Here is an 18,236-nt window from a genome sequence, read left to right on the forward strand (position 1 = left end):
TTGCAGCTTGTCGTAGCTCTCGCTGCCCGGCACCGCGGTGTAGACGAGCAGGGCGTGTGAACGCTGCGGGTCGAGCAGGGTCTATGCCGCTGACGCGACGGACTGCCGCCGTCGGAACGCTCGACACCCATCGGGAGTGAGCGCCTGCGTCAGAACCGATCACCCCGGGAGATCCCCCTACGATCTTCGCTCATGTTCGAGGTGGATCGGCGCGAGCGGGTAAGGACGCAACTACTCGAGCGAGCCCGCGACGACGAGCGGATCGTCGGTGCCGCGATCACCGGGTCAGCGGCGAGCGGCCGAGAAGACCGCTGGTCGGACATCGACCTGTTCGTCGGGGTTGCCGATGGTGTCGAGGTGGAGGCGGTGCTCGGCGACTGGAGCTCGTTCCTCTATCGCGAACTCGGCGCGATCCACCACTTCGATCTCAGGCCGGGCACGCAGATCTATCGCGCGTTCCTCCTCGACGGGCCGCTGGAGATCGATCTGGGGTTCACCCCGATCGGTGACTTCGGTCCGGTCGGCGACGGCGGTTTCCAGGTTGTTTTCGGCACTCCGGCAGAGCGGCGAGCGGTGCCATCCGTCGATCCAGGTCATCTCATCGGCCTGACCTGGCATCACGTCCTGCACGCCCGGATCGCCATCGAACGTGGCGCCCCCTGGCAGGCCGAGCACTGGATCAGTGCCGTCCGCGACCACACCATCACCCTTGCCTGTCACCGCCTGGGGCTTCCCACCTCGTACGCCAAGGGCGCGGACGCGTTACCACCGGAGGTCACCGGTCCGATCGGCGAGGCATTCGTTCGGAGCCTCGACACAGCCGAACTCGCCCGGGCCCTCCGCGCAGCGACGGAAGCCCTGCTGACGGAGCTACGGGTCACTGACCCCAGCGTCGTCGAGACCTTGCAGGGACCGCTGCGCGAAATCGGAACGGTCGGCCGGCGGTAGTCGGACCTTCCCGTTACTTAGGGGTTGACCTAAGTGACGTGCGCCCACATACTTAGGTACATGCCTAAGCGACGAGATGGTGGGGAGGGCGTGGCTGACACAGATCTGAACGGCGTCTTCCACGCGTTGTCCGACCCCACCCGCCGCCGGGTCGTCGAGCGCCTCAGCCAGGGCCCCGCGACGACCAGCGATCTGGCTCGTCCCTTCGACATGGCACTGCCGTCGTTCACTCAGCACCTGAACGTTCTCGAGCGCTCGGGCCTGGTGACGTCGGACAAGAAGGGACGCGTGCGGACCTATCGGCTCGCGCCCCAGCCGCTCGAGGACATCGGCACCTGGCTCGCTGCCCAGCGCGCCCTGTGGACCCAGCGCCTCGACCAGCTCGACTCGTTTCTCCACCACCTCAAGGAGCAGCAGAAATGACGACCTACACCCCGAACCCGGAGCTCGACCTCGTGCTGGAGCGCACCGTTGACGTCGCGCCCGAGCTGGTCTGGAAGGCCTGGACCACCCCCGAACTGCTCAAGCAGTGGTTCGCCCCCAAGCCCTGGACGACCACCGCCTGCGAGATCGACCTACAGCCAGGTGGCAGGTTCGACACCACCATGCGCTCGCCGGAGGGCGACGAGTACCCCAGCAGCGGCTGCATCCTCGTGGTCGAGGAGGGTTCCAGGCTGGTCTTCACCTCGGGCCTGGGCCCCGGGTTCCGTCCGGTGATCGTCGAGGGCGGCTTCCCGTTCACCGCGGTGATCAGCATGGAGCCCGCCGGCAGTGGCACGAAGTACATCGCCACGGCGATCCACGCCGACGCCTCGGCGAAGAAGTCCCACGAGGACATGGGGTTCGTCGAGGGCTGGGGAATGGCGCTGGACCAGCTGGTCGAGGTCGCGAAGTCGCTCTGAACGACAGCGGCAGGCCGGCCCGTGTAGGTACTGACCAGCGGGTACCGAGCGCGTGCACGGGTGCGACCTACGCTGGAACCGGCGCTACTCCGCGTCGACCCCGAGCGAGCGAGGCGAACCATGCAGATCTTCGAGCAGGTGATCACGGGCACGCCGGTGCACCGCCGTGGCTGACGTCCCGGCGGCGCGCCGCACCGAGCGGCTGTTCCGCCTCGCGATGTTCATCAAGGGCCTGGACGGCGCAATCGAGCTGATCGGCGCGATCGTGCTGCTGCTCGTGCCCGCCACACTGGTGAACCACCTGGTGGCCGACGTGATCAGCCGCGATCTGGTGGGCTCACCCGACGGCTTCCTCGCGCGCCACCTGGTGGCGGGCACGGCGGAGTTCGCTTCCGGCAACCGCACGTTCGTGATCCTCTACCTCGGGCTGCACGGCGTGGTGAAGCTCGGGCTGGTGGTGGCGCTGCTACGACGGTGGATGCCCGCCTACCCGGTGGCGGCGGTCGTGCTCAGCGTGTTCGTGGCCTACGAGCTGTACCGGGCCGTGCGCACGGGCTCCGTGGTGCTGCCGCTGCTGGCAGCCGTGGACATCCTGATCATCATCATGGTGGTCCGCGAGTACATGCTGCTACGCCGCGAGGTCAGGACAGGGCATTGATCGCCCGGGCGACGACGAGCACCACCACGAGCAGAGCGACGGCCGCCTGCACCGTCATCGTCATCTTCGCCCACCGCGAGAGCGGCATCACGTCGGTGGGGCTGAAGGCCGTCGCGTTGGTGAAGGACAGATACAGGTAGTCGACGAACGCAGGCTCCCAGTCGCGCGGCGCGAAGTCGGGGTTCTGCATCTGCACGAACAGGAAGTCGGGGAGATCACGTGCGGCGTTCGCCCGCGCCGCCGGACCACCCCGGTCGAGCTCCCAGTAGACGAGCGCGAACGCCAGCACGTTGATCAGCCAGATCCCGCCGCCCCCGATGAGCAGCTGCGCCGGCGTCTCGGGCCGGCCGGCCACCAGTTCCCCGACCAGCAGCACCACCGACCACGCATTCGCGAGCACGACGAGCCCGGTCAGGACGAGGCCGCCGATTCGCAGCGCGGCTGACTCGCCGTCGACGCGGAAGGGGTTGACCGCGACCAGCCCGACGAGCAGCACGACCTCGAGCACCGGGAGGACGTAGCGGGCCTGCGGCACCACCGGGTTGGGCAGCATCAGTTGCAGCACGATCGCCACCACCACCGCTGCCGCTGCGGGCCATCGGTGCTCCCCGCGCGTCCGTCGCTTCCACGCCGGTTGCGTCACATGCGGAGGGTTCGCGCCCTCGCCGTCCACCTCGTCCGCCACCGCAGAGAGTCTGCCCTGCCTGCGACGATTCCGGCCGCGCATCAGCGCAACGGGCCGGTCACCGCTTCCGCGGCGCCGAGGGCGCTTCCCGTACTCACGAGATCCGCGGCCGCGTCCATCTCGGGGGCCAGCCACCGGTCCGGGCCGGGACCCGGCACCTCGGCCCGTAGCCGGTCGCGCACGGCGGCCGTGGCCGGAGCGGGATCCAACGGCGCCCGCAGGTCCAGCGCACGGGCGGCGGTGAGCAGTTCGACCCCGAGCACCCGCGTCAGCCCGTCGAGTGCACGGCGCAGCTTCCGGGCGGCCGTCCACCCCATCGAGACGTGGTCCTCCTGCATCGCGCTGGTCGGGATCGAGTCGACCGAGGCCGGGACGGCGAGCCGCTTCAGCTCCGCCACGATCGACGCCTGGGCGTACTGGGCGATCATGTGCCCGGAGTCGACGCCCGGGTCGTCCGCGAGGAACGCGGGCAGACCCTGGTTGCGGGCGACGTCGAGAAAGCGGTCCGTGCGTCGCTCACTCATCGACGCCACATCCGCCACCGCGATCGCCAGGAAGTCCAGGACGTAGCCCAGCGGGGCACCGTGGAAGTTGCCGTTGCTCTCCACGCGCTTGTCCTCCGTGACCACCGGGTTGTCGATGGCCGACGAGAGCTCTCGACCGGCCACCGACTCGGCGTGAGCGAGGGTGTCGCGGGCGGCGCCGTGCACCTGGGGTGCGCAGCGCAGGGAGTACGCGTCCTGTACGCGCGTGCAGTCCGGGGTCCGATGGCTCGCCATCACCGCCGACCCTGCGAGCACCACCCGCATGTTGGCTGCCGACTCCGCCTGCCCCGGATGGGGACGCAACGCCTGCAGGTCCGGCGCGAACACCGCATCCGTGCCGAGCAACGCCTCGACACTCATCCCCGCCACGACGTCCGCCGTGCGCAACAGCCGCCGCAGATCCGCACACGCCAGCACCAGCATCCCCAGCATCCCGTCGGTGCCGTTGATCAGCGCCAGCCCTTCCTTCTCGTGCAGAACCACGGGCGTGATCCCCGCCGCCGCCAGCGCCTGCTCGGCCGGCTGCAACTCCCCCGCCGCGTCTCGGACCTCGCCCTCCCCCATCGCCGCCAACGCGCAGTGCGCCAGCGGCGCGAGGTCGCCCGAACATCCCAGCGACCCGAACTCCCGCACCACCGGCGTGATCCCCGCCGACAACATCGCCGCGTACACGCGCGCGGTCTCGAGACGCACCCCGGTCCGGCCGGTCGCGAGCGTGGACAGGCGCAGCAACATCAACGCGCGCACAACCTCCCGCTCGACCTCCGGCCCCGAGCCGGCGGCGTGCGACCGCACGAGACTGCGCTGCAACTGCCCCCGGAGTTCCGCCGGGATGTGCCGGGTGGCCAAGGCGCCGAACCCCGTCGACACCCCGTAGTGCGGCCGCACATCGCTTGCGAGCGCCTCGATGACCTCGCGGCTCTCGGCGATCGTGCGTTCCGCATCCGCGGAGAGAACGACACCGGCCCCTTTCCGGGCCACGGCGAGGATCTCGTCCGGGCTGACCGGCCCGGTTCCGACGACGACCGGGGCGGGATCGGTGGATGACGGGTCGTGGTTGACGCGTTCGGATCGGCTGCGCTCGTGACGCACTCGTTCGGGCATCGCGCAATCTGACACCCACCTCACAGCGCGCGCCAGCGGCCACTCGTGCATCAGATCCGATCACGCTCCGCTCATGGCGAATCGATCAATGATCACGATCAGTAGCACATTATTCAACAGCTGTTGAGTTCACGGAAATTCGGCGTTATCGTCCGGTATGGCCGTGAACGAGCTCGTCGTCGACCTGCACCATCTCGGCTCGCGGGAGCTCTCCAGAGCAGGGGGCAAGGCCGCGAACCTGGGCGAGCTGATCCGCACGGGGTTCCCGGTGCCGCCGGGCTTCGTCGTCACCACCGAGGCGTATTCGCAGGTGGCGGCCGCTGCCGGGCTGGAGAGCGAGCTCGACGGAGACGCGCGGCTCGGCGAGCGGGCCCGAGCCGCACTGCTGGCGACGCCCGTGCCGGCACGTGTCGCCGATGCCGTGTGCCGCGCCTACCTGGCCCTCGGTGAGAAGGTCCCGGTCGCGGTCCGGTCGTCGGCCACCGCGGAGGATCTGCCGTCCGCGAGCTTCGCCGGGCAGCAGGACACCTTCCTCAACGTCGTCGGGGTCGACGCCGTGCTCGACGCCGTCCACCGCTGCTGGGCCTCGCTCTGGACCGATCGGGCGGTGAGCTACCGCGCCGACGCGGGGATCGATCACTGTGTGGTGCGGCTCGCCGTCGTCGTACAGCGGATGGTCGACGCGCAGGTCGCCGGCGTGCTCTTCACCGCCGACCCCGTGACGGGTACGCGAACCCACACCGTGATCGACGCGAGCCCTGGTCTCGGCGAGGCGGTGGTGTCGGGTGCCGTGAACCCGGACCACATCGTCGTCGAGGGCGAGGGGCGGATCGTCGAGCACCGGCTGGGCGACAAGGCCGTCGAGGTGCGGCCGCTGGCAGGGGGCGGCACCGAGCAGGTCAGCAGGGCCGACGGAGCGGCCCGGTCGAGCCTGACGGATGCGCAGATCACGTCTCTCGTCACGCTCGGGCGGCGCGTCGAGGCCTACTACCGCGCCCCGCAGGACATCGAGTGGGCCATCGACGGTGACGGCGCCCTGTGGCTCACCCAGTCGCGGCCGATCACCACGCTGCACCCGATCCCCCAGCCGACCGGCGAGGGCCTGCGCGTGTACCTCTGTGCCAGCCTCGCTCAGGGGCTGACGCGGCCGATCACCCCGATGGGTCTGTCGGCATTCCGGGTGATCACGTCCGTTCCCGCGGCCGCGTTCGGCGTGCCGATCGCCGACCCGGTCGCGGGGCCCCCCGCGTTCGTCACGGCAGGTGGGCGGGCGTTCGCCGACATCACGCCGGGCGTCCGCAGCGCGGTCGGCCGGGCGATCCTCCCCCGGGTGTTCGACGTCATGGAGGCGCGTTCGGCCGTGGTGCTCCGAGCGCTGTTCGACGAGCCCGCGCTCGCCGTGCGCACGACGTCACGGTGGCCGTTCGTCCGGCGGGTGGCCAAGGTGCTGGTGCATCACCGGGTGCCGGCGCTCCTCGCCCTGTCCCTGCTGCGCCCGGCCGCGGCGCGGCAGCGGGTCGACCGGATCGGCCGCCGGCTGCGCACACTCACTGCGCTTCCGGCGGACGCCGCCCCGGAACAGCGGCTGAACCACGTGCAGCGGGTGCTGACCCAGCTCTTCCCGATCATGCCGAGGGTCGCGCCGGTGTTCGTCTCAGGGCTGGCGATGCTCGCGGTGGCGCGGAAGCTGGCAGGCGACGATCTCGACGCGGCGGCCTCGCACGAGGTGCTGCGCTCGCTGCCCCACAACACCACCACGGAGATGGACCTCGAACTCTGGGCCCTGGCCACGCGGCTGCGCGGCAACGCAGGCGCCGCCGAGGCGCTGCGCGGCACACCGGCTGCCGAGCTGGCGGACCGTTACCACGACGGCGCGCTGCCACCCGCACTGCAGCAGGGCCTCAAGGCCTTTCTGGCCCGACACGGGCACCGCGCCGTGGCCGAGATCGACCTCGGCATGCCCCGCTGGTCCGACGATCCGTCCCACGTTCTGGGTGTGCTGGCCAACTACCTGCGTCTCGACGACCCCGAGCTCGCCCCGGACGCCATGTTCGCCCGCGGTGCGCTGGCCGCCGAAGCCGCCGTCGCCGTGACGGTCGACCGGGTCCGCCGCCGCTCCCGTGTCCGGGCGTTCGCGGTCCGGGTTGCGCTGCGGCGGGTGCGCCAGCTCGTCGGGATGCGCGAGACGCACAAGGACTTCGTGATCCGGCTGCTGGCGCTTGCGCGGGCGGAGTTCCGGGTCGTGGGCGAACTGCTCGCGGCACGTGGACTGCTCAGCGACCCGGCCGACGTGTACTTCCTCGACCTCGCCGAGGCGCGCTCCGCGCTCGCGGGGGCCGACCACCGCGCCACCGTCGCCGAGCGCCGCGAGGAGTACGACCGGGAGCTGCGCCGTCGGCACGTACCGCGGGTGCTCCTGTCCGACGGGACCGAGCCCGAGACGCTCTCCCGGCCCGGCGACGCCGAGGGCGCCCTGACCGGCACCCCTGCCTCGGCCGGCACCGTGACCGCCCCTGCGCGGGTGGTGCTCGACCCGGTCGGCGCCCACCTGGAGCCGGGCGAGATCCTCGTCGTGCCGTCGACCGACCCGGGCTGGACGCCGCTCTTCCTCACCGCTGGCGGCCTGGTCATGGAGATGGGCGGACCGAACTCGCACGGAGCCGTCGTCGCACGCGAGTACGGCATCCCCGCCGTCGTGGGGGTCGCAGACGCGACCACCAGGATCAGGACCGGCCAGCAGGTGACGGTGGACGGCGCCGCGGGCCTGGTCCGGCTACCGAGCTGACGTTCCGCGGATTCGCCCGCGGGCAGGCGGGGCATTCCCGGGCATGGCTGCGGACCTCGACCCGGTGGCCGACGAGCTCTACGCGCTGCCTCGCGACGAGTTCACGGCTGCGCGAAACACCGCCGCGAAGCGCGCCCGGCAGAGCGGCGACAAGAAGCTCGCCGAACAGATCAAGGCCCTTCGCCGCCCGTCGACCGCGGCGTGGTTGGCCAACCTGCTGTCCCGCGAGCATCCCGACGAGGTCAGGGCGCTGGTGGACCTCGGGGACGGGCTGCGCGCGGCGCAGGACCAGTTGGAGGGCGAGGCGCTGCGCAGGCTGTCGCAGCAACGCCACGAGGTGGTGCACGGGCTCGTCGAGCAGGCGAGGGCGCTGGCCCGGTCGGCAGGCAACCCGGCGAGTGACGCAGTCACCCGCGAACTGGAGGACACGTTCACCGCCGCGGTGAACAGCAGCGCCGCCGCGGAGGCCGTCGCGGGCGGCAGGCTCACCTCCGCGCTCGATCCCGCCGAGGCCGGTGGCCTCCTGGGAACGACGACGCCCCCGGCGTCGCGGCAGGACCGTGACACCGGCCCGGACCGGGAAGAGCGACTGCGCCGCGACCTCGAACAGGCGCGTTCCACGGCCGCGGACGCCGACGCCGCCCGTGAGAAGGCGGAGCGCGAGCGCACCGACGCCGAACGCGCCGCGAACGACGCGGCCGGGACGCTGCACGAGCTGCGCAGCCGCATCGAGACCGCGGAGAAGGCCGAGCGCGACACGCGCACGCGAGCCCGCTCGGCCGAGCGGGACGTCGATGCGGCCGACCGCGCGGCACGCGAAGCACAGCGGCGGGTGCGGGACCTGGAACGCAGGCTCGACCAGCACTAAGGCGGTGCTGATCGGGTACTCGGCCGGGGGACGACGGGAGGCGAGGATGGCACGAGCGATCTGGACGGGGTCCATCAACTTCGGGCTGGTGTCGATACCGGTCGGTCTGTTCAGCGCGACCGAGGACCACACGATCCACTTCCACCAGTTCCAGCGCGGCACCGCCGACCGCGTCCGCAATCAACGGATCAACGAGCGGACCGGCAAGGAGGTGGAGTACTCCGACATCGTCAAGGGCAAGGAGGTCGGCGGCGGCGACCACGTGATCGTCGAGCCCGATGAGCTGGCGGAGATCGCTCCGGGCCGCTCCCGCACGCTCGAGATCGTCACGTTCGTCGACCTGGACGAGATCGACCCCATCTTCTTCCAGAAGACCTACTGGCTCGCCCCGGCCGACGAGCAGTACGGCCGCCCCTACGCCCTGCTGCGCGACGCGATGGCCCGCACCAACCGGGCGGGGATCGCCACGTTCGTCATGCGCGGCAAGGAGTACCTCACGGCCGTCCGTGCCGACGAGGGTGTGCTGGCGCTGGAGACCCTGTTCTTCGCCGACGAGATCCGCGACCCGGCCGACCTGGACGACCTGCCGGGAAAGTCGCAGGCGAAGGGCAAGGAGCTGGAGATGGCCACGTCGCTGATCGAGTCGATGAGCGGGCCGTGGCGCCCCGAGGACTTCCGCGACACCTACACCGAGCGCGTCGAGAAGCTGATCGAGGACAAACGCCGCGGCCGCGAGATCGTCACCGAGTCGGAGCCGCCCGAGCCGACGGCGATGTCCGACCTGATCGCCGCGCTGGAAGCCAGCGTGGCCGAGGCCCGCGGTGGCCGGAAGGACGAGCACGCCGGCCGCCGGAAGAAGGCGGCGACCACGGCCCGCAAGAAGGCAGGCAAGGCCGAGCCGGACGGCGACCTCTCCGAGCTCAGCAAGGCCGATCTGACGGCGATGGCGCGCGACCTCGACGTCCGGGGCCGCTCGTCGATGAACCGCGCCGAGCTGGAGCGGGCCGTGGCGAAGGCGGCGGGAACCAACCCCGCGAAGGGACGGAAGGCCTCGTGAACGGTCCGCGCCGCAGGTAGTGCCGACCGCGACATCGAAGGTCAGCTGTCGTAGTCGACCGTCACCGTGGGGGTGGCCGGGCGGGACTGGCAGGTGAGGACGAAACCCGCCGCCACCTCGTCGTCCTCCAGGGCGAAGTTGCGCCGCATGGTCACCTCGCCTTCGGTGACCCGCGCCCGGCAGGTGCCGCAGACCCCGCCCTTGCACGCGAACGGCAGGTCGCCGCGCACACTCTGCGCCGCGTCCAGGATGGACTCGCGCCGCGGAAGGGTCAGGGTGGTCGAGCGTCCGTCGAGGACGACGGTGACGTCGCTGGTCGCCCCGGTCTCCACCGGCCCGTCCCGCACCGGCTCCGGTGGCGGCTCGTCGACGTAGAACAGCTCGCGGTGCACCCGCTGCTTCGCCACCCCCAGCTCCACGAGCACCTGCTGCGCGTCGCTCGTCATCCCGATCGGGCCGCAGAGCCACCACTGGTCGACGTCCTCGGTGTCGACGAGCGCCCCCAGGAGCAGGCGCAGCCGCGCGGCGTCGAGACGTCCGGAGAAGATCTCGGCCGCCATCGGCTCGCGGGAGAGCACGTGCACGAGTTGCAGCCGCGGGCCGTAGGCGTTCTTGAGGTCGGCGAGCTCCTCGGTGAACATCACCGTGTCGGTGCGGCGGTTCCCGTAGAGCAGCGTGACGCGGGTGTCGGCGTGGGCGCCCAGCACCGACGCCGCGATCGACAGCACGGGAGTGATTCCCGAGCCTGCGGCGATCAGGCCGTGGTGGGTGTCCGGCTCCAGGTCAGGCGTGAACGAGCCGGCCGGCGGGGCGACCTCGATCTCGTCGCCGAGTTGCACCCGGTCGACCAGCCACTCGGAGAAGAGCCCACTGGCCACCCGCCGCACCCCGACCCGCGGCGGACCACCGGCCGGGGCGCAGATCGAGTAGGACCGGCGCTCCTCCCGCCGCCCCCCGGGCTGGTCGACGAATGTGCGCAGCGTCAGGTACTGGCCCGGGCGGAACGCGTAGGTGTCGCGCAGATCCTCCGGCACCTCGAACGTCACGGCCACGGCGTCGGAGCACAGCCGCTCGACGGCGGCCACACGCAGGCGCCGGAAACCGCCCGCGGCGGGCGCCACGACGTCGTCGGCGCGATCCGGGATCGCGATCTCGGTGGCCGACACGGCTCAGAGCTCCTTCATGTGCTCGAACGGCTCCCGGCAGGCGGGGCACCGGCGAAGGGACGTGCACGCCGTGGGGCCGAACCGGGAGATCTCCTCGGTGGCCGGTGCTCCGCAGCGCGGGCAACGGACCAGCGGCGCCGGCGCGGTGAGCGTGAGCGGCACCGGCCCGGACCTGCGCGGACCGACCCGGCCCGGCGGAGCGATGCCGTGCTCGGCGAGCTTGCGCCGCCCCTCGTCGGAGATCCAGTCCGTGCTCCACGGCGGGGCGAGCGCGGTGCGCACCTCGACACGGGCGAACCCCGCCTCGGCGAGAGCGGCGCGCAGGTCGTCGCTCATGATCTCCAGCGCCGGGCAGCCCGAGTAGGTCGGCGTGATCGTCACCGTGACCGCGTCGCCCTCGACGTCCATGCGCCGGATCACGCCGAGGTCGTCCAGCGTGAGCATCGGCATCTCCGGATCCGTCACGGTGGCGGCGGCCGCCCGGGCCCGGACGTCGGCGCCCTCGCTCCCGTGCACCGTCTCCGTCACCACGTCGCCCCCGGGTGCTGACGCGCGAGGCTCTGCATCTGCGCGAGCACGTGCCCGAGCTGTTCGGTGTGCAGGCCCTGGCGCCCGCCACGACCACCGATGGTGCCGATCGCGGGGCGCTGGGGGCGCGTCAGCGTGGCAGCCGCGAGCACCTCGTCGAGCACGGCGTCGACCTCGGGCCGCAGCTGCTCCGGGTCGACCGCGACGCCGGCCTCGACCAGCCGCCGTTCGACGTCGGACGTGCGGAAGAGCTCCTCCACGTGCGGCCACACGATCTCCAGGGCGTCCTGCATCCGCCGGTGCGACTCCGCGGTGCCGTCGCCGAGACGCACCGTCCAGCGGGCGGCGTGGTCACGGTGGTAGGCCACCTCCTTGACGCCCTTGCCCGCCACGGCCGCGAGCACGGGGTCGCGCGAGTCGAGCAGTCGCTGCAGCAAGGCGAGCCGCCAGGTGGAGAACAGCAGGAGCCGCGCGATCGCCCGGGCGAAGTCCAGCTCGTCGCCCAGCTCCGCCAGAGCGACGTTGCGGAACTCCGCCTCGGTACGCAGGTAGGCGAGTGCGTCCTCGTCGCGCCCGCCGTGTTCGACGTGCCCGGCCCTGGCGAGCAGGACGCGGGCCTGGCCGAGCAGGTCGAGCGCGATGTTGGCGAGCGCCACCTCCTCCTCCAGTTCGGGCGCGTTGCTGACCCACTCGGAGATGCGGTGGCTGCAGATCAGGGCGTCGTCACCGAGCATGAGGCAGTACTGGGCGAGGTCACCGGCGTCGACGCCGTCGGGCACGGGCGAGTCGATCTCGCCTTGCACGTCCTCGACGCCCGACCCGAACGCCCAGCGCGGGTCGTCATGGCCCACGGTCTCAGCGAGTGACTGGTAAGCGTTGGTCGCGTCCTGTTCCTCGGTGTGCGAGTGCGCGGTCACAGGTGCGGCACCTCCTCGGGAATCGCGTAGAAGGTGGGGTGCCGGTAGATCTTGTCGCCCGCCGGGGCGAAGAACGGGTCCTTCTCATCGGGGCTGGACGCGGCGATGTCCTCGGCCCGCACCACCCAGATGCTCACGCCCTCGTTGCGACGGGTGTAGAGGTCGCGGGCGTTGCGCAGGGCCATCTCGCTGTCCGGCGCGTGCAGGGAGCCGACGTGCACGTGGTTGAGGCCGCGCTTGCCGCGGACGAACACCTCGTAGAGCGGCCAGCTGCGCCGCTTCCGCTCGCCCGACCCGGTCTCGACGCCGCTCGTCGGGACGGCACCGTGGCCGCCCTCCGCCGTGAAATCGCGCGGCGTCCCTGATTCGCTCGCACGCTCGCGCTGCACCGACGACTCGCTCATGCCACAGCCTCCGTCCGCGCGGCCCGTGCCGCCTGCTTCTCGGCATAGGCCCCGGCGGCCTCGCGCACCCAGGCGCCGTTCTCGTGGGCCCGGCGCCGGTGCGCCAGCCGCTGCGCGTTGCACGGCCCGGAGCCGGACAGAACGGCCTTGAACTCGTCCCAGTCCGGCTGGGTGTAGTCGTGCGCCTGGCGCTCCTCGTTCCACCGGAGATCGGGGTCGGGCAGCGTGATGCCGAGGGCGGCGGCCTGCGGCACCGTCATGTCGACGAACCGCTGGCGCAGCTCGTCGTTGGTGTGGCGTTTGATCCCCCACGCCATCGACTGCTGCGTGTTCGGCGAGTCGCCGTCGGGAGGCCCGAACATCATCAGGGACGGCCACCACCAGCGGTTGGTCGATTCCTGCACCATCTCGCGCTGGGTGTCGGTGCCGTGCACCATCGCGAGCAGCAGCTCGTAGCCCTGCCGCTGGTGGAACGACTCCTCCTTGCAGATCCGGATCATCGCCCGCGCGTAGGGGCCGTAGGAGCAGCGGCACAGCGGCACCTGGTTGCAGATCGCGGCGCCGTCGACGAGCCAGCCGATCACACCGATGTCGGCGAAGCTCAGCGCGGGGTAGTTGAAGATCGAGGAGTACCTCTGCTTCGACTCGATCAGCTTCTCGGTGAGCTCCTCGCGGTCGACGCCGAGGGTTTCCGCCGCCGCGTAGAGGTACATGCCGTGCCCGGCCTCGTCCTGCACCTTCGCCAGCAGGATCGCCTTGCGGCGGAGAGAAGGGGCACGCAGGATCCAGTTGCCCTCCGGCTGCATGCCGATGATCTCCGAGTGCGCGTGCTGCGCGATCTGCCGGATCAGCGTGCGGCGGTACGCCTCCGGCATCCAGTCACGTGGCTCGATCCGCTGGTCGGCGGCGATCGTCTCCTCGAACCGGGCCTCGAGCGCGTCCATCCGACTTCCCTCCAACCGAATGTTCGTTCGGTTAATGGTGCACCAGCCGCTCGCGCCACGCAAGGTGCCAGCTGTTTACGTCCTCGATGCCCGAGACCGATCGCCTGGTTCCCTGCTGTCAACCTTGTGTTCATCTGAATAAGCAAGCAGATCCACCACCCCCTCTTAGCGTCCGACGTGGACGCGGCCGGCCCATCCGGCCGAGAAGGAGAGGCATATGAACCAGGGGGGTAGACGATGGATCGTGACCGGAGTGGCCCTTGTGGCCATGTTGGGCTTCGCTAGCACGGCCGCGGCGCAGCCACAACAGACTCCTCCACCACAGGCCGGGCCCGGCCAAGGTGGACAGGTCAACGACGCCAACTCATTTTCGCCGATCGGCCAGGGGATCGGTCCTGCGGGGAAGCAGACGAACCTGGCCGGAATGCCGATCGACTCTGCGATGGCTCCTGATGGCAGCCGGCTGGTCGTCAGCAATGCCGGTGCGGGTGTCCAGTCGCTCCAGCTGATCGACACGAGCACGGGGGACGTCACACAGACACTGCAGTACCCAGCTCCCGCGTCCCTCTACGCGGGACTCGCGTTCAGCCCGGACGGCCTCACGCTCTACGCGAGCGGCGGCGGCAACAACCTGATCCGCGCCTACAGCGTTCGCGCGACCGGGCTGACGGAGAGGAGATCGATTCCCCTTCCGACCACCGGCCCGACGGGCCAGCCGATCGACCCGTTCCCGGCGGGCCTGGCCGTCACCCCGGACGGCTCCCGGCTCGTGGTCGCCGACCAGCAGGCCGACGCCGTCAGCGTGGTCGAACTCGCCTCCGGCGCGGTGCACTCGGCCCCGATCGGCCACCGGCCCTTCGGCGTGGTGGTCTCGCACGACGGCCACACCGCCTACATCACCGACCAGGGCGGGAACGAACTGTCGGTGGTGGACCTGAGCCGGCCGGAGCCCGTGCAACGCGGGTCGATTCCGGTCGGCACTCACCCGAACCGGCTCATCGCGCGGGCCGACGGCTCCACCCTCTACGTGGCCAACGGCGACTCCGACGAGCTCAGCGTGGTGGACACCACCACGGAGAAGACGACCCGCACGATCAGTGTCTCCCCCTACCCGGACGCCCCGATCGGCAGCAACCCCGACGCCGTCGCGCTCTCCGAGGACGGTCGCACGCTCTACGTCGCCAACTCGGGCAACAACGCCGTCGCCTTCATCGACGTCAGGTCGGGTCACTTCAACGGCATGATCCCCACCTCGTGGCACCCCACCTCGCTGGCGTGGACCGGGACCCAGCTGTTCATCACGAACGCGAAGGGCCTCGGCGCCGGACCCAACGACCTGGCCGGTCACCCGAACCCGAACCGCCCCGACATGGAGGTGCTCAGCCAGGACGTCACCTCGATGATGGTGGGCACGCTCACGCGCGTCCCCGTGCCGACCGGGCATCTGCAGGACTTCACCCAGCAGGTGCGGGACAACGACGGGTTCCCCGACCCGAATCCCCGGCCCGAGAGCATGAGCACTCCGTCCGAGGGCACGAACAAGGGTGCGAAGGTCCGGGACTCGGGTGTCGTCCCGTTGAAGCCGGGCGTGCAGAGCCCGATCAAGCACGTGATCTACGTGGTGCGTGAGGGCCAGAGCTACGACGAGGAGCTCGGCAGCCTGGGCAGGGGCAACGGCGACGCGGCGCTCAACGTGTTCGGCAACGAGTCCACACCGAACTCACGCAGGCTGGCCCGGACGTTCGGCGACTTCGACAACTTCTACTCCCCCGGTGAGGTCGGGGCGCAGGGGTGGAACTGGGCCGTCGCGGGGAACTCCAACGACTACTCCGAGCAGACCTGGCCTGCCGTGAGCTCCGGCCGCACCGGGCCCCTTCCCGCGGAGGGCACCGACCCGGCCACTGCGCCGAACCGCGATCCCGCACACGCCTACATCTGGGACCAGATGGCCGACCATCATGTGCCGTTCCGCAACTACGGCGTGTTCACCAACATCCAGCCGGACGGGTCGTCGAAGGCCGCCGATCCGGTGCTGGACGCGAACACCGACCACAGCTACCGCGGGTTCGACCTCGCCTGCCCCGACTCCCCCGGGAGCTTCGCCCCGGCGGGGGGCGTGCACTGCGGCAACGCGCGCTTCGCGGAGTGGAAGAAGGAGTTCGACGGCTACGTCACCGACAACAACCTGCCGGCAGCGGAGCTGATCAGGCTGCCCAACGACCGCAACGCCGGGCCGAAGCCGGGCTCGCCGACGCCGGCGGCCTACGTCGCCGACAACGACTGGGCGCTGGGCCAGATCGTCGACGCCGTGTCGCACTCGGACTACTGGTCCTCCACCGCGATCTTCGTGACCGAGGTGGACTCCAACAGCGGCGGCGACCACGTCGACGGCCATCGCACGGTAGCCCAGGTGATCAGCCCCTACAGCCACACGGGCAGGGTCGACTCCACCTTCTACAGCACCGTCTCGATGCTGCGGACGATCGAGCTCATCCTCGGACTGCCGCCGCTCACCCAGTACGACGCCGCGGCGACGCCGATGGTCAACGCCTTCATCTCGAAGCCGGACCTCACGCCGTACACCGCGGTGAAGCCGTCGCAGAACATGCAGGAGATGAACCACCCCTAGGAGCGGAACGGCGAACGGCCCACCCGCGCCACAGGGGGCTGGGTGGGCCGGTCGCTCCTCGGCGCGAGGCCGCCTGGTCAGGCGATCGGAAGGCGGGTGAGCCACTCCTGCCAGGCCTGGTCCGTCCGGTCGGGATCCGAGTCGGACGCGAAGATGTGGTGCCCGACCACCAGCGCGTTGCCGCGGTCGGTACCGGAGTGCAGGAACCGGTAGAGGGCGTCCGCGGTGCGCACACCGAAGTACGTCGGCAGGCCGGCGAGGTCCACCACGCCGTCGATCGGCGGCAGCCCGGGTAGCTCGAGCCGGGCCCGCTCGCCCTCGGTGATGGGGCCGGTGAGACCGAACGCGCCGGCAACGGCCGCCCAGACCTGGTCCGGGTCGCCGGCACCCGGCCGGAACGCCGAGACGGGAGTGCCGGTACGGCCGGGGAAGTGCGTCACGTACGCCGCCAGCGTGGCCAGGTACATGTCCCATCCGAGGCCCATGGCCTCGTACTCGGTCTCCCAGTCGTCCCCGAGGACGCCGCTCTGCACCATCCGCAGCACGGTGGCGCCCTGGTCACGCCCCTCGATGAGGTACTCCAGTGCCATGAAGGTGCCGTCCGGCCCTGGTTCGCTCCGGTGCGCGAACCGCTTGCCTGGCTCCCATGCCGTCACCGTCGACTCCGCGACGTGGCCGGCCATGGCGAACCGGGTGCGCCCGCCTTCGCCGGGCTCGACCTCGCTGCGACCCATGAACCAGGAGTCGATACCCGGACCGGTGGCGATGGCGTCCCAGATCTGCTCCGGGCGGGCCGACATCTCGATTTCCTTGGTGAGCTCAAACTTGTGTCCCATGGTGAACCTCTCTCGGGGTGGTGATCCGGATGGAGTGGTCGAGCAGGCCGAGCTGTGTTGTCGAGCCGGGGTGTCGAGCGGGGTCAGCGGGCGCGGCGGTGCCGGAGCATCGGCAGCAGTGCGACCGCGACGGCGACGTGGATGAGGCAGAGCATGATCCGGGTGTCCACTGTGGCCTGCTCGAGGAAGACCGGGATGAAGGATGCCGCGAGCACCGTTGCGGCGAGCAGGCTCCAGATGATCTTCGCGTGGCGGGTCACGCGCTCGAGCAGTGCGAGGGTGCCCCAGCCGAGGAGCGCGAAGACGAGAGCGAAGACGATGATCTCCGGCAGGATCAGCGGGTGCGACACGGTCGCCCCGGGGTCGGTGAGCACGAAATCCGTGCCGGCTGCCCGAGCGCCGAGGTAGAGCACGCCACTCGCCGCCACCGCGACGCCCACCGCCTTGGCGCGCTGCCGGCGCCGGACGCTCGTGGCCGTGGTGGGTCCGGTCTCCGTGATCGGGAGTGCCTGGTCGAGGGCGGGGACGGTCGTGGTGGTCATGTCAGGACTCCTCGGATGCGGTGGTGCCGGTACGGGGGTTGACGCTGGGGTGCAGGGCGAGCACTACCCGGTGGTCACGACCGCCGGGGGCGCGTTCGTCGTGGTACTTGCCGACCAGGCCGTTGACGGTGGCCGCCAGCTCCTCGGCGAAGGCGGCCCGGTCGCTCGCCGAGGCGAAGCGGACGTGGACGTCGACGGCGAACGTCGCCACCCGCTTCCTGGCCCGCTCCGCGCCGGTGATCAGCTCACCGACGTCCTGGACGAGCCGGGCGGCGACCGCCAGTAGCCACCGCGCCGACAACCGGTCCGGCGTCCCGGCCGGATCGGGACTGACGGCGGCGAGAGCGACCGGCGAGATCACGTACGACGCCGCGGTGGCCCGCATGACCCGCTCGGTGACGTTGCCCTTGCGGCGTTCCTCGACCAGCTCGATCAGGCCGTGCTGTTCGAGCGCCCGGAGGTGGTAGTTGACCTTCTGCCGGGCCATGCCGACCCGGGCCGCGAGCATCGTCGCCGAGGCCGGCTCGGCGAGCGCGGCGAGGAGCCGGGACCGCATGGGGTCCAGCGACGCCTCGGCCGCGGCCGGGTCCTCGATCACTGCGATGTCGAACATGCGGAAACTCTCGCACCGACAAGTTCATCTGTCAAGACAAGAAAGTTTGTCGGTACAGAACGGCTTACCCGGAGATCTCGCGCAAGGTCACTAGGGGCACCACGT

Annotated in this window: 18 protein-coding genes; 8 read left to right on the forward strand and 10 right to left on the reverse strand. The window is 70.9% G+C overall.

What is annotated here, in order from left to right; translation table 11 throughout:
- Positions 1-192 precede the first annotated feature (192 nt).
- The 4 genes from ACQPZQ_RS34780 to ACQPZQ_RS34795 all read left to right on the forward strand — a co-directional run bounded on the left by ACQPZQ_RS34780 (position 193) and on the right by ACQPZQ_RS34795 (position 2,508).
- On the forward strand, positions 193-948 hold the full coding sequence (locus ACQPZQ_RS34780) for a nucleotidyltransferase domain-containing protein (protein WP_433287975.1): 756 nt from the start codon (positions 193-195) through the stop codon (positions 946-948).
- Positions 949-1,038: 90 nt separating this feature from the next.
- Entirely contained in the window at positions 1,039-1,371 is a 333-nt protein-coding gene (locus ACQPZQ_RS34785; protein ID WP_433287977.1) for an ArsR/SmtB family transcription factor, read from the forward strand.
- A complete protein-coding gene (locus ACQPZQ_RS34790) occupies positions 1,368-1,850 on the forward strand; it encodes an SRPBCC family protein (RefSeq protein ID WP_433287979.1) in 483 nt (160 codons plus the stop codon). Before ACQPZQ_RS34785 ends, ACQPZQ_RS34790 begins: the two co-directional genes overlap by 4 nt.
- A gap of 166 nt (positions 1,851-2,016) precedes the next feature.
- Complete coding sequence (locus tag ACQPZQ_RS34795) at positions 2,017-2,508, forward strand: DUF2127 domain-containing protein (protein ID WP_433287981.1); 492 nt, start codon at positions 2,017-2,019, stop codon at positions 2,506-2,508.
- Here ACQPZQ_RS34795 and ACQPZQ_RS34800 read toward each other — a convergent pair.
- Positions 2,492-3,193 (reverse strand): hypothetical protein, encoded by a 702-nt coding sequence (locus ACQPZQ_RS34800; RefSeq protein WP_433287982.1) that lies wholly within the window; start codon positions 3,191-3,193, stop codon positions 2,492-2,494. The genes ACQPZQ_RS34795 and ACQPZQ_RS34800 overlap by 17 nt on opposite strands.
- A 41-nt stretch (positions 3,194-3,234) precedes the next feature.
- Positions 3,235-4,842 carry a histidine ammonia-lyase gene (gene hutH, locus ACQPZQ_RS34805; RefSeq protein ID WP_433287984.1) on the reverse strand — a complete coding sequence of 536 codons (1,608 nt, stop codon included), beginning with the start codon at positions 4,840-4,842 and terminating at the stop codon, positions 3,235-3,237.
- Between the two features lie 157 nt (positions 4,843-4,999).
- Between hutH and ACQPZQ_RS34810 the strand changes: the two genes are divergently transcribed.
- From ACQPZQ_RS34810 to ACQPZQ_RS34820, 3 genes are read left to right on the forward strand one after another with little or no spacing between them, the layout of a single operon-like run.
- Positions 5,000-7,627, forward strand: a complete 2,628-nt coding sequence (locus ACQPZQ_RS34810; RefSeq protein WP_433287986.1) for a PEP/pyruvate-binding domain-containing protein — start codon at positions 5,000-5,002, stop codon at positions 7,625-7,627.
- Positions 7,628-7,670: 43 nt separating this feature from the next.
- Positions 7,671-8,495: a hypothetical protein gene (locus ACQPZQ_RS34815; protein ID WP_433287988.1), complete on the forward strand. Its 825-nt coding sequence runs from the start codon at positions 7,671-7,673 to the stop codon at positions 8,493-8,495.
- Positions 8,496-8,541: 46 nt separating this feature from the next.
- On the forward strand, positions 8,542-9,552 hold the full coding sequence (locus ACQPZQ_RS34820) for a Ku protein (RefSeq protein WP_433287990.1): 1,011 nt from the start codon (positions 8,542-8,544) through the stop codon (positions 9,550-9,552).
- Positions 9,553-9,593: 41 nt separating this feature from the next.
- Here ACQPZQ_RS34820 and paaE read toward each other — a convergent pair whose 3' ends face one another.
- From paaE to paaA, 5 genes are read right to left on the reverse strand one after another with little or no spacing between them, the layout of a single operon-like run.
- Positions 9,594-10,673 (reverse strand): 1,2-phenylacetyl-CoA epoxidase subunit PaaE, encoded by a 1,080-nt coding sequence (paaE, locus tag ACQPZQ_RS34825; RefSeq protein WP_433299499.1) that lies wholly within the window; start codon positions 10,671-10,673, stop codon positions 9,594-9,596.
- Positions 10,674-10,721: 48 nt separating this feature from the next.
- Positions 10,722-11,246: a 1,2-phenylacetyl-CoA epoxidase subunit PaaD gene (gene paaD / locus ACQPZQ_RS34830; RefSeq protein WP_433287992.1), complete on the reverse strand. Its 525-nt coding sequence runs from the start codon at positions 11,244-11,246 to the stop codon at positions 10,722-10,724.
- Entirely contained in the window at positions 11,243-12,163 is a 921-nt protein-coding gene (gene paaC / locus ACQPZQ_RS34835; protein ID WP_433287994.1) for a 1,2-phenylacetyl-CoA epoxidase subunit PaaC, read from the reverse strand. Before paaC ends, paaD begins: the two co-directional genes overlap by 4 nt.
- On the reverse strand, positions 12,160-12,567 hold the full coding sequence (paaB, locus tag ACQPZQ_RS34840; RefSeq protein ID WP_433287996.1) for a 1,2-phenylacetyl-CoA epoxidase subunit PaaB: 408 nt from the start codon (positions 12,565-12,567) through the stop codon (positions 12,160-12,162). Before paaB ends, paaC begins: the two co-directional genes overlap by 4 nt.
- Positions 12,564-13,511 (reverse strand): 1,2-phenylacetyl-CoA epoxidase subunit PaaA, encoded by a 948-nt coding sequence (paaA, locus tag ACQPZQ_RS34845; RefSeq protein WP_433287998.1) that lies wholly within the window; start codon positions 13,509-13,511, stop codon positions 12,564-12,566. The genes paaB and paaA overlap by 4 nt, the downstream gene beginning before the upstream one ends.
- Before the next feature lie 424 nt (positions 13,512-13,935).
- Between paaA and ACQPZQ_RS34850 the strand changes: the two genes are divergently transcribed.
- The gene (locus ACQPZQ_RS34850; RefSeq protein WP_433288000.1) at positions 13,936-16,140 is read left to right on the forward strand and encodes a bifunctional YncE family protein/alkaline phosphatase family protein; all 2,205 of its coding nucleotides are present in this window, start codon (positions 13,936-13,938) and stop codon (positions 16,138-16,140) included.
- Between the two features lie 77 nt (positions 16,141-16,217).
- Here ACQPZQ_RS34850 and ACQPZQ_RS34855 read toward each other — a convergent pair whose 3' ends face one another.
- The 3 genes from ACQPZQ_RS34855 to ACQPZQ_RS34865 form a co-directional block, all read right to left on the reverse strand.
- Positions 16,218-16,976, reverse strand: coding sequence for an SRPBCC family protein (locus tag ACQPZQ_RS34855; protein WP_433288002.1), 759 nt, complete (start codon positions 16,974-16,976; stop codon positions 16,218-16,220).
- A gap of 83 nt (positions 16,977-17,059) precedes the next feature.
- A complete protein-coding gene (locus ACQPZQ_RS34860; protein ID WP_433288004.1) occupies positions 17,060-17,518 on the reverse strand; it encodes a DUF6069 family protein in 459 nt (152 codons plus the stop codon).
- Position 17,519: 1 nt separating this feature from the next.
- Positions 17,520-18,131 carry an ArsR/SmtB family transcription factor gene (locus ACQPZQ_RS34865; RefSeq protein WP_433288006.1) on the reverse strand — a complete coding sequence of 204 codons (612 nt, stop codon included), beginning with the start codon at positions 18,129-18,131 and terminating at the stop codon, positions 17,520-17,522.
- Positions 18,132-18,236: the final 105 nt, after the last annotated feature.

Origin of the sequence: Pseudonocardia sp. CA-142604, assembly GCF_050948475.1 — a bacterium.
Lineage (GTDB): Bacteria > Actinomycetota > Actinomycetes > Mycobacteriales > Pseudonocardiaceae > Pseudonocardia > Pseudonocardia alaniniphila.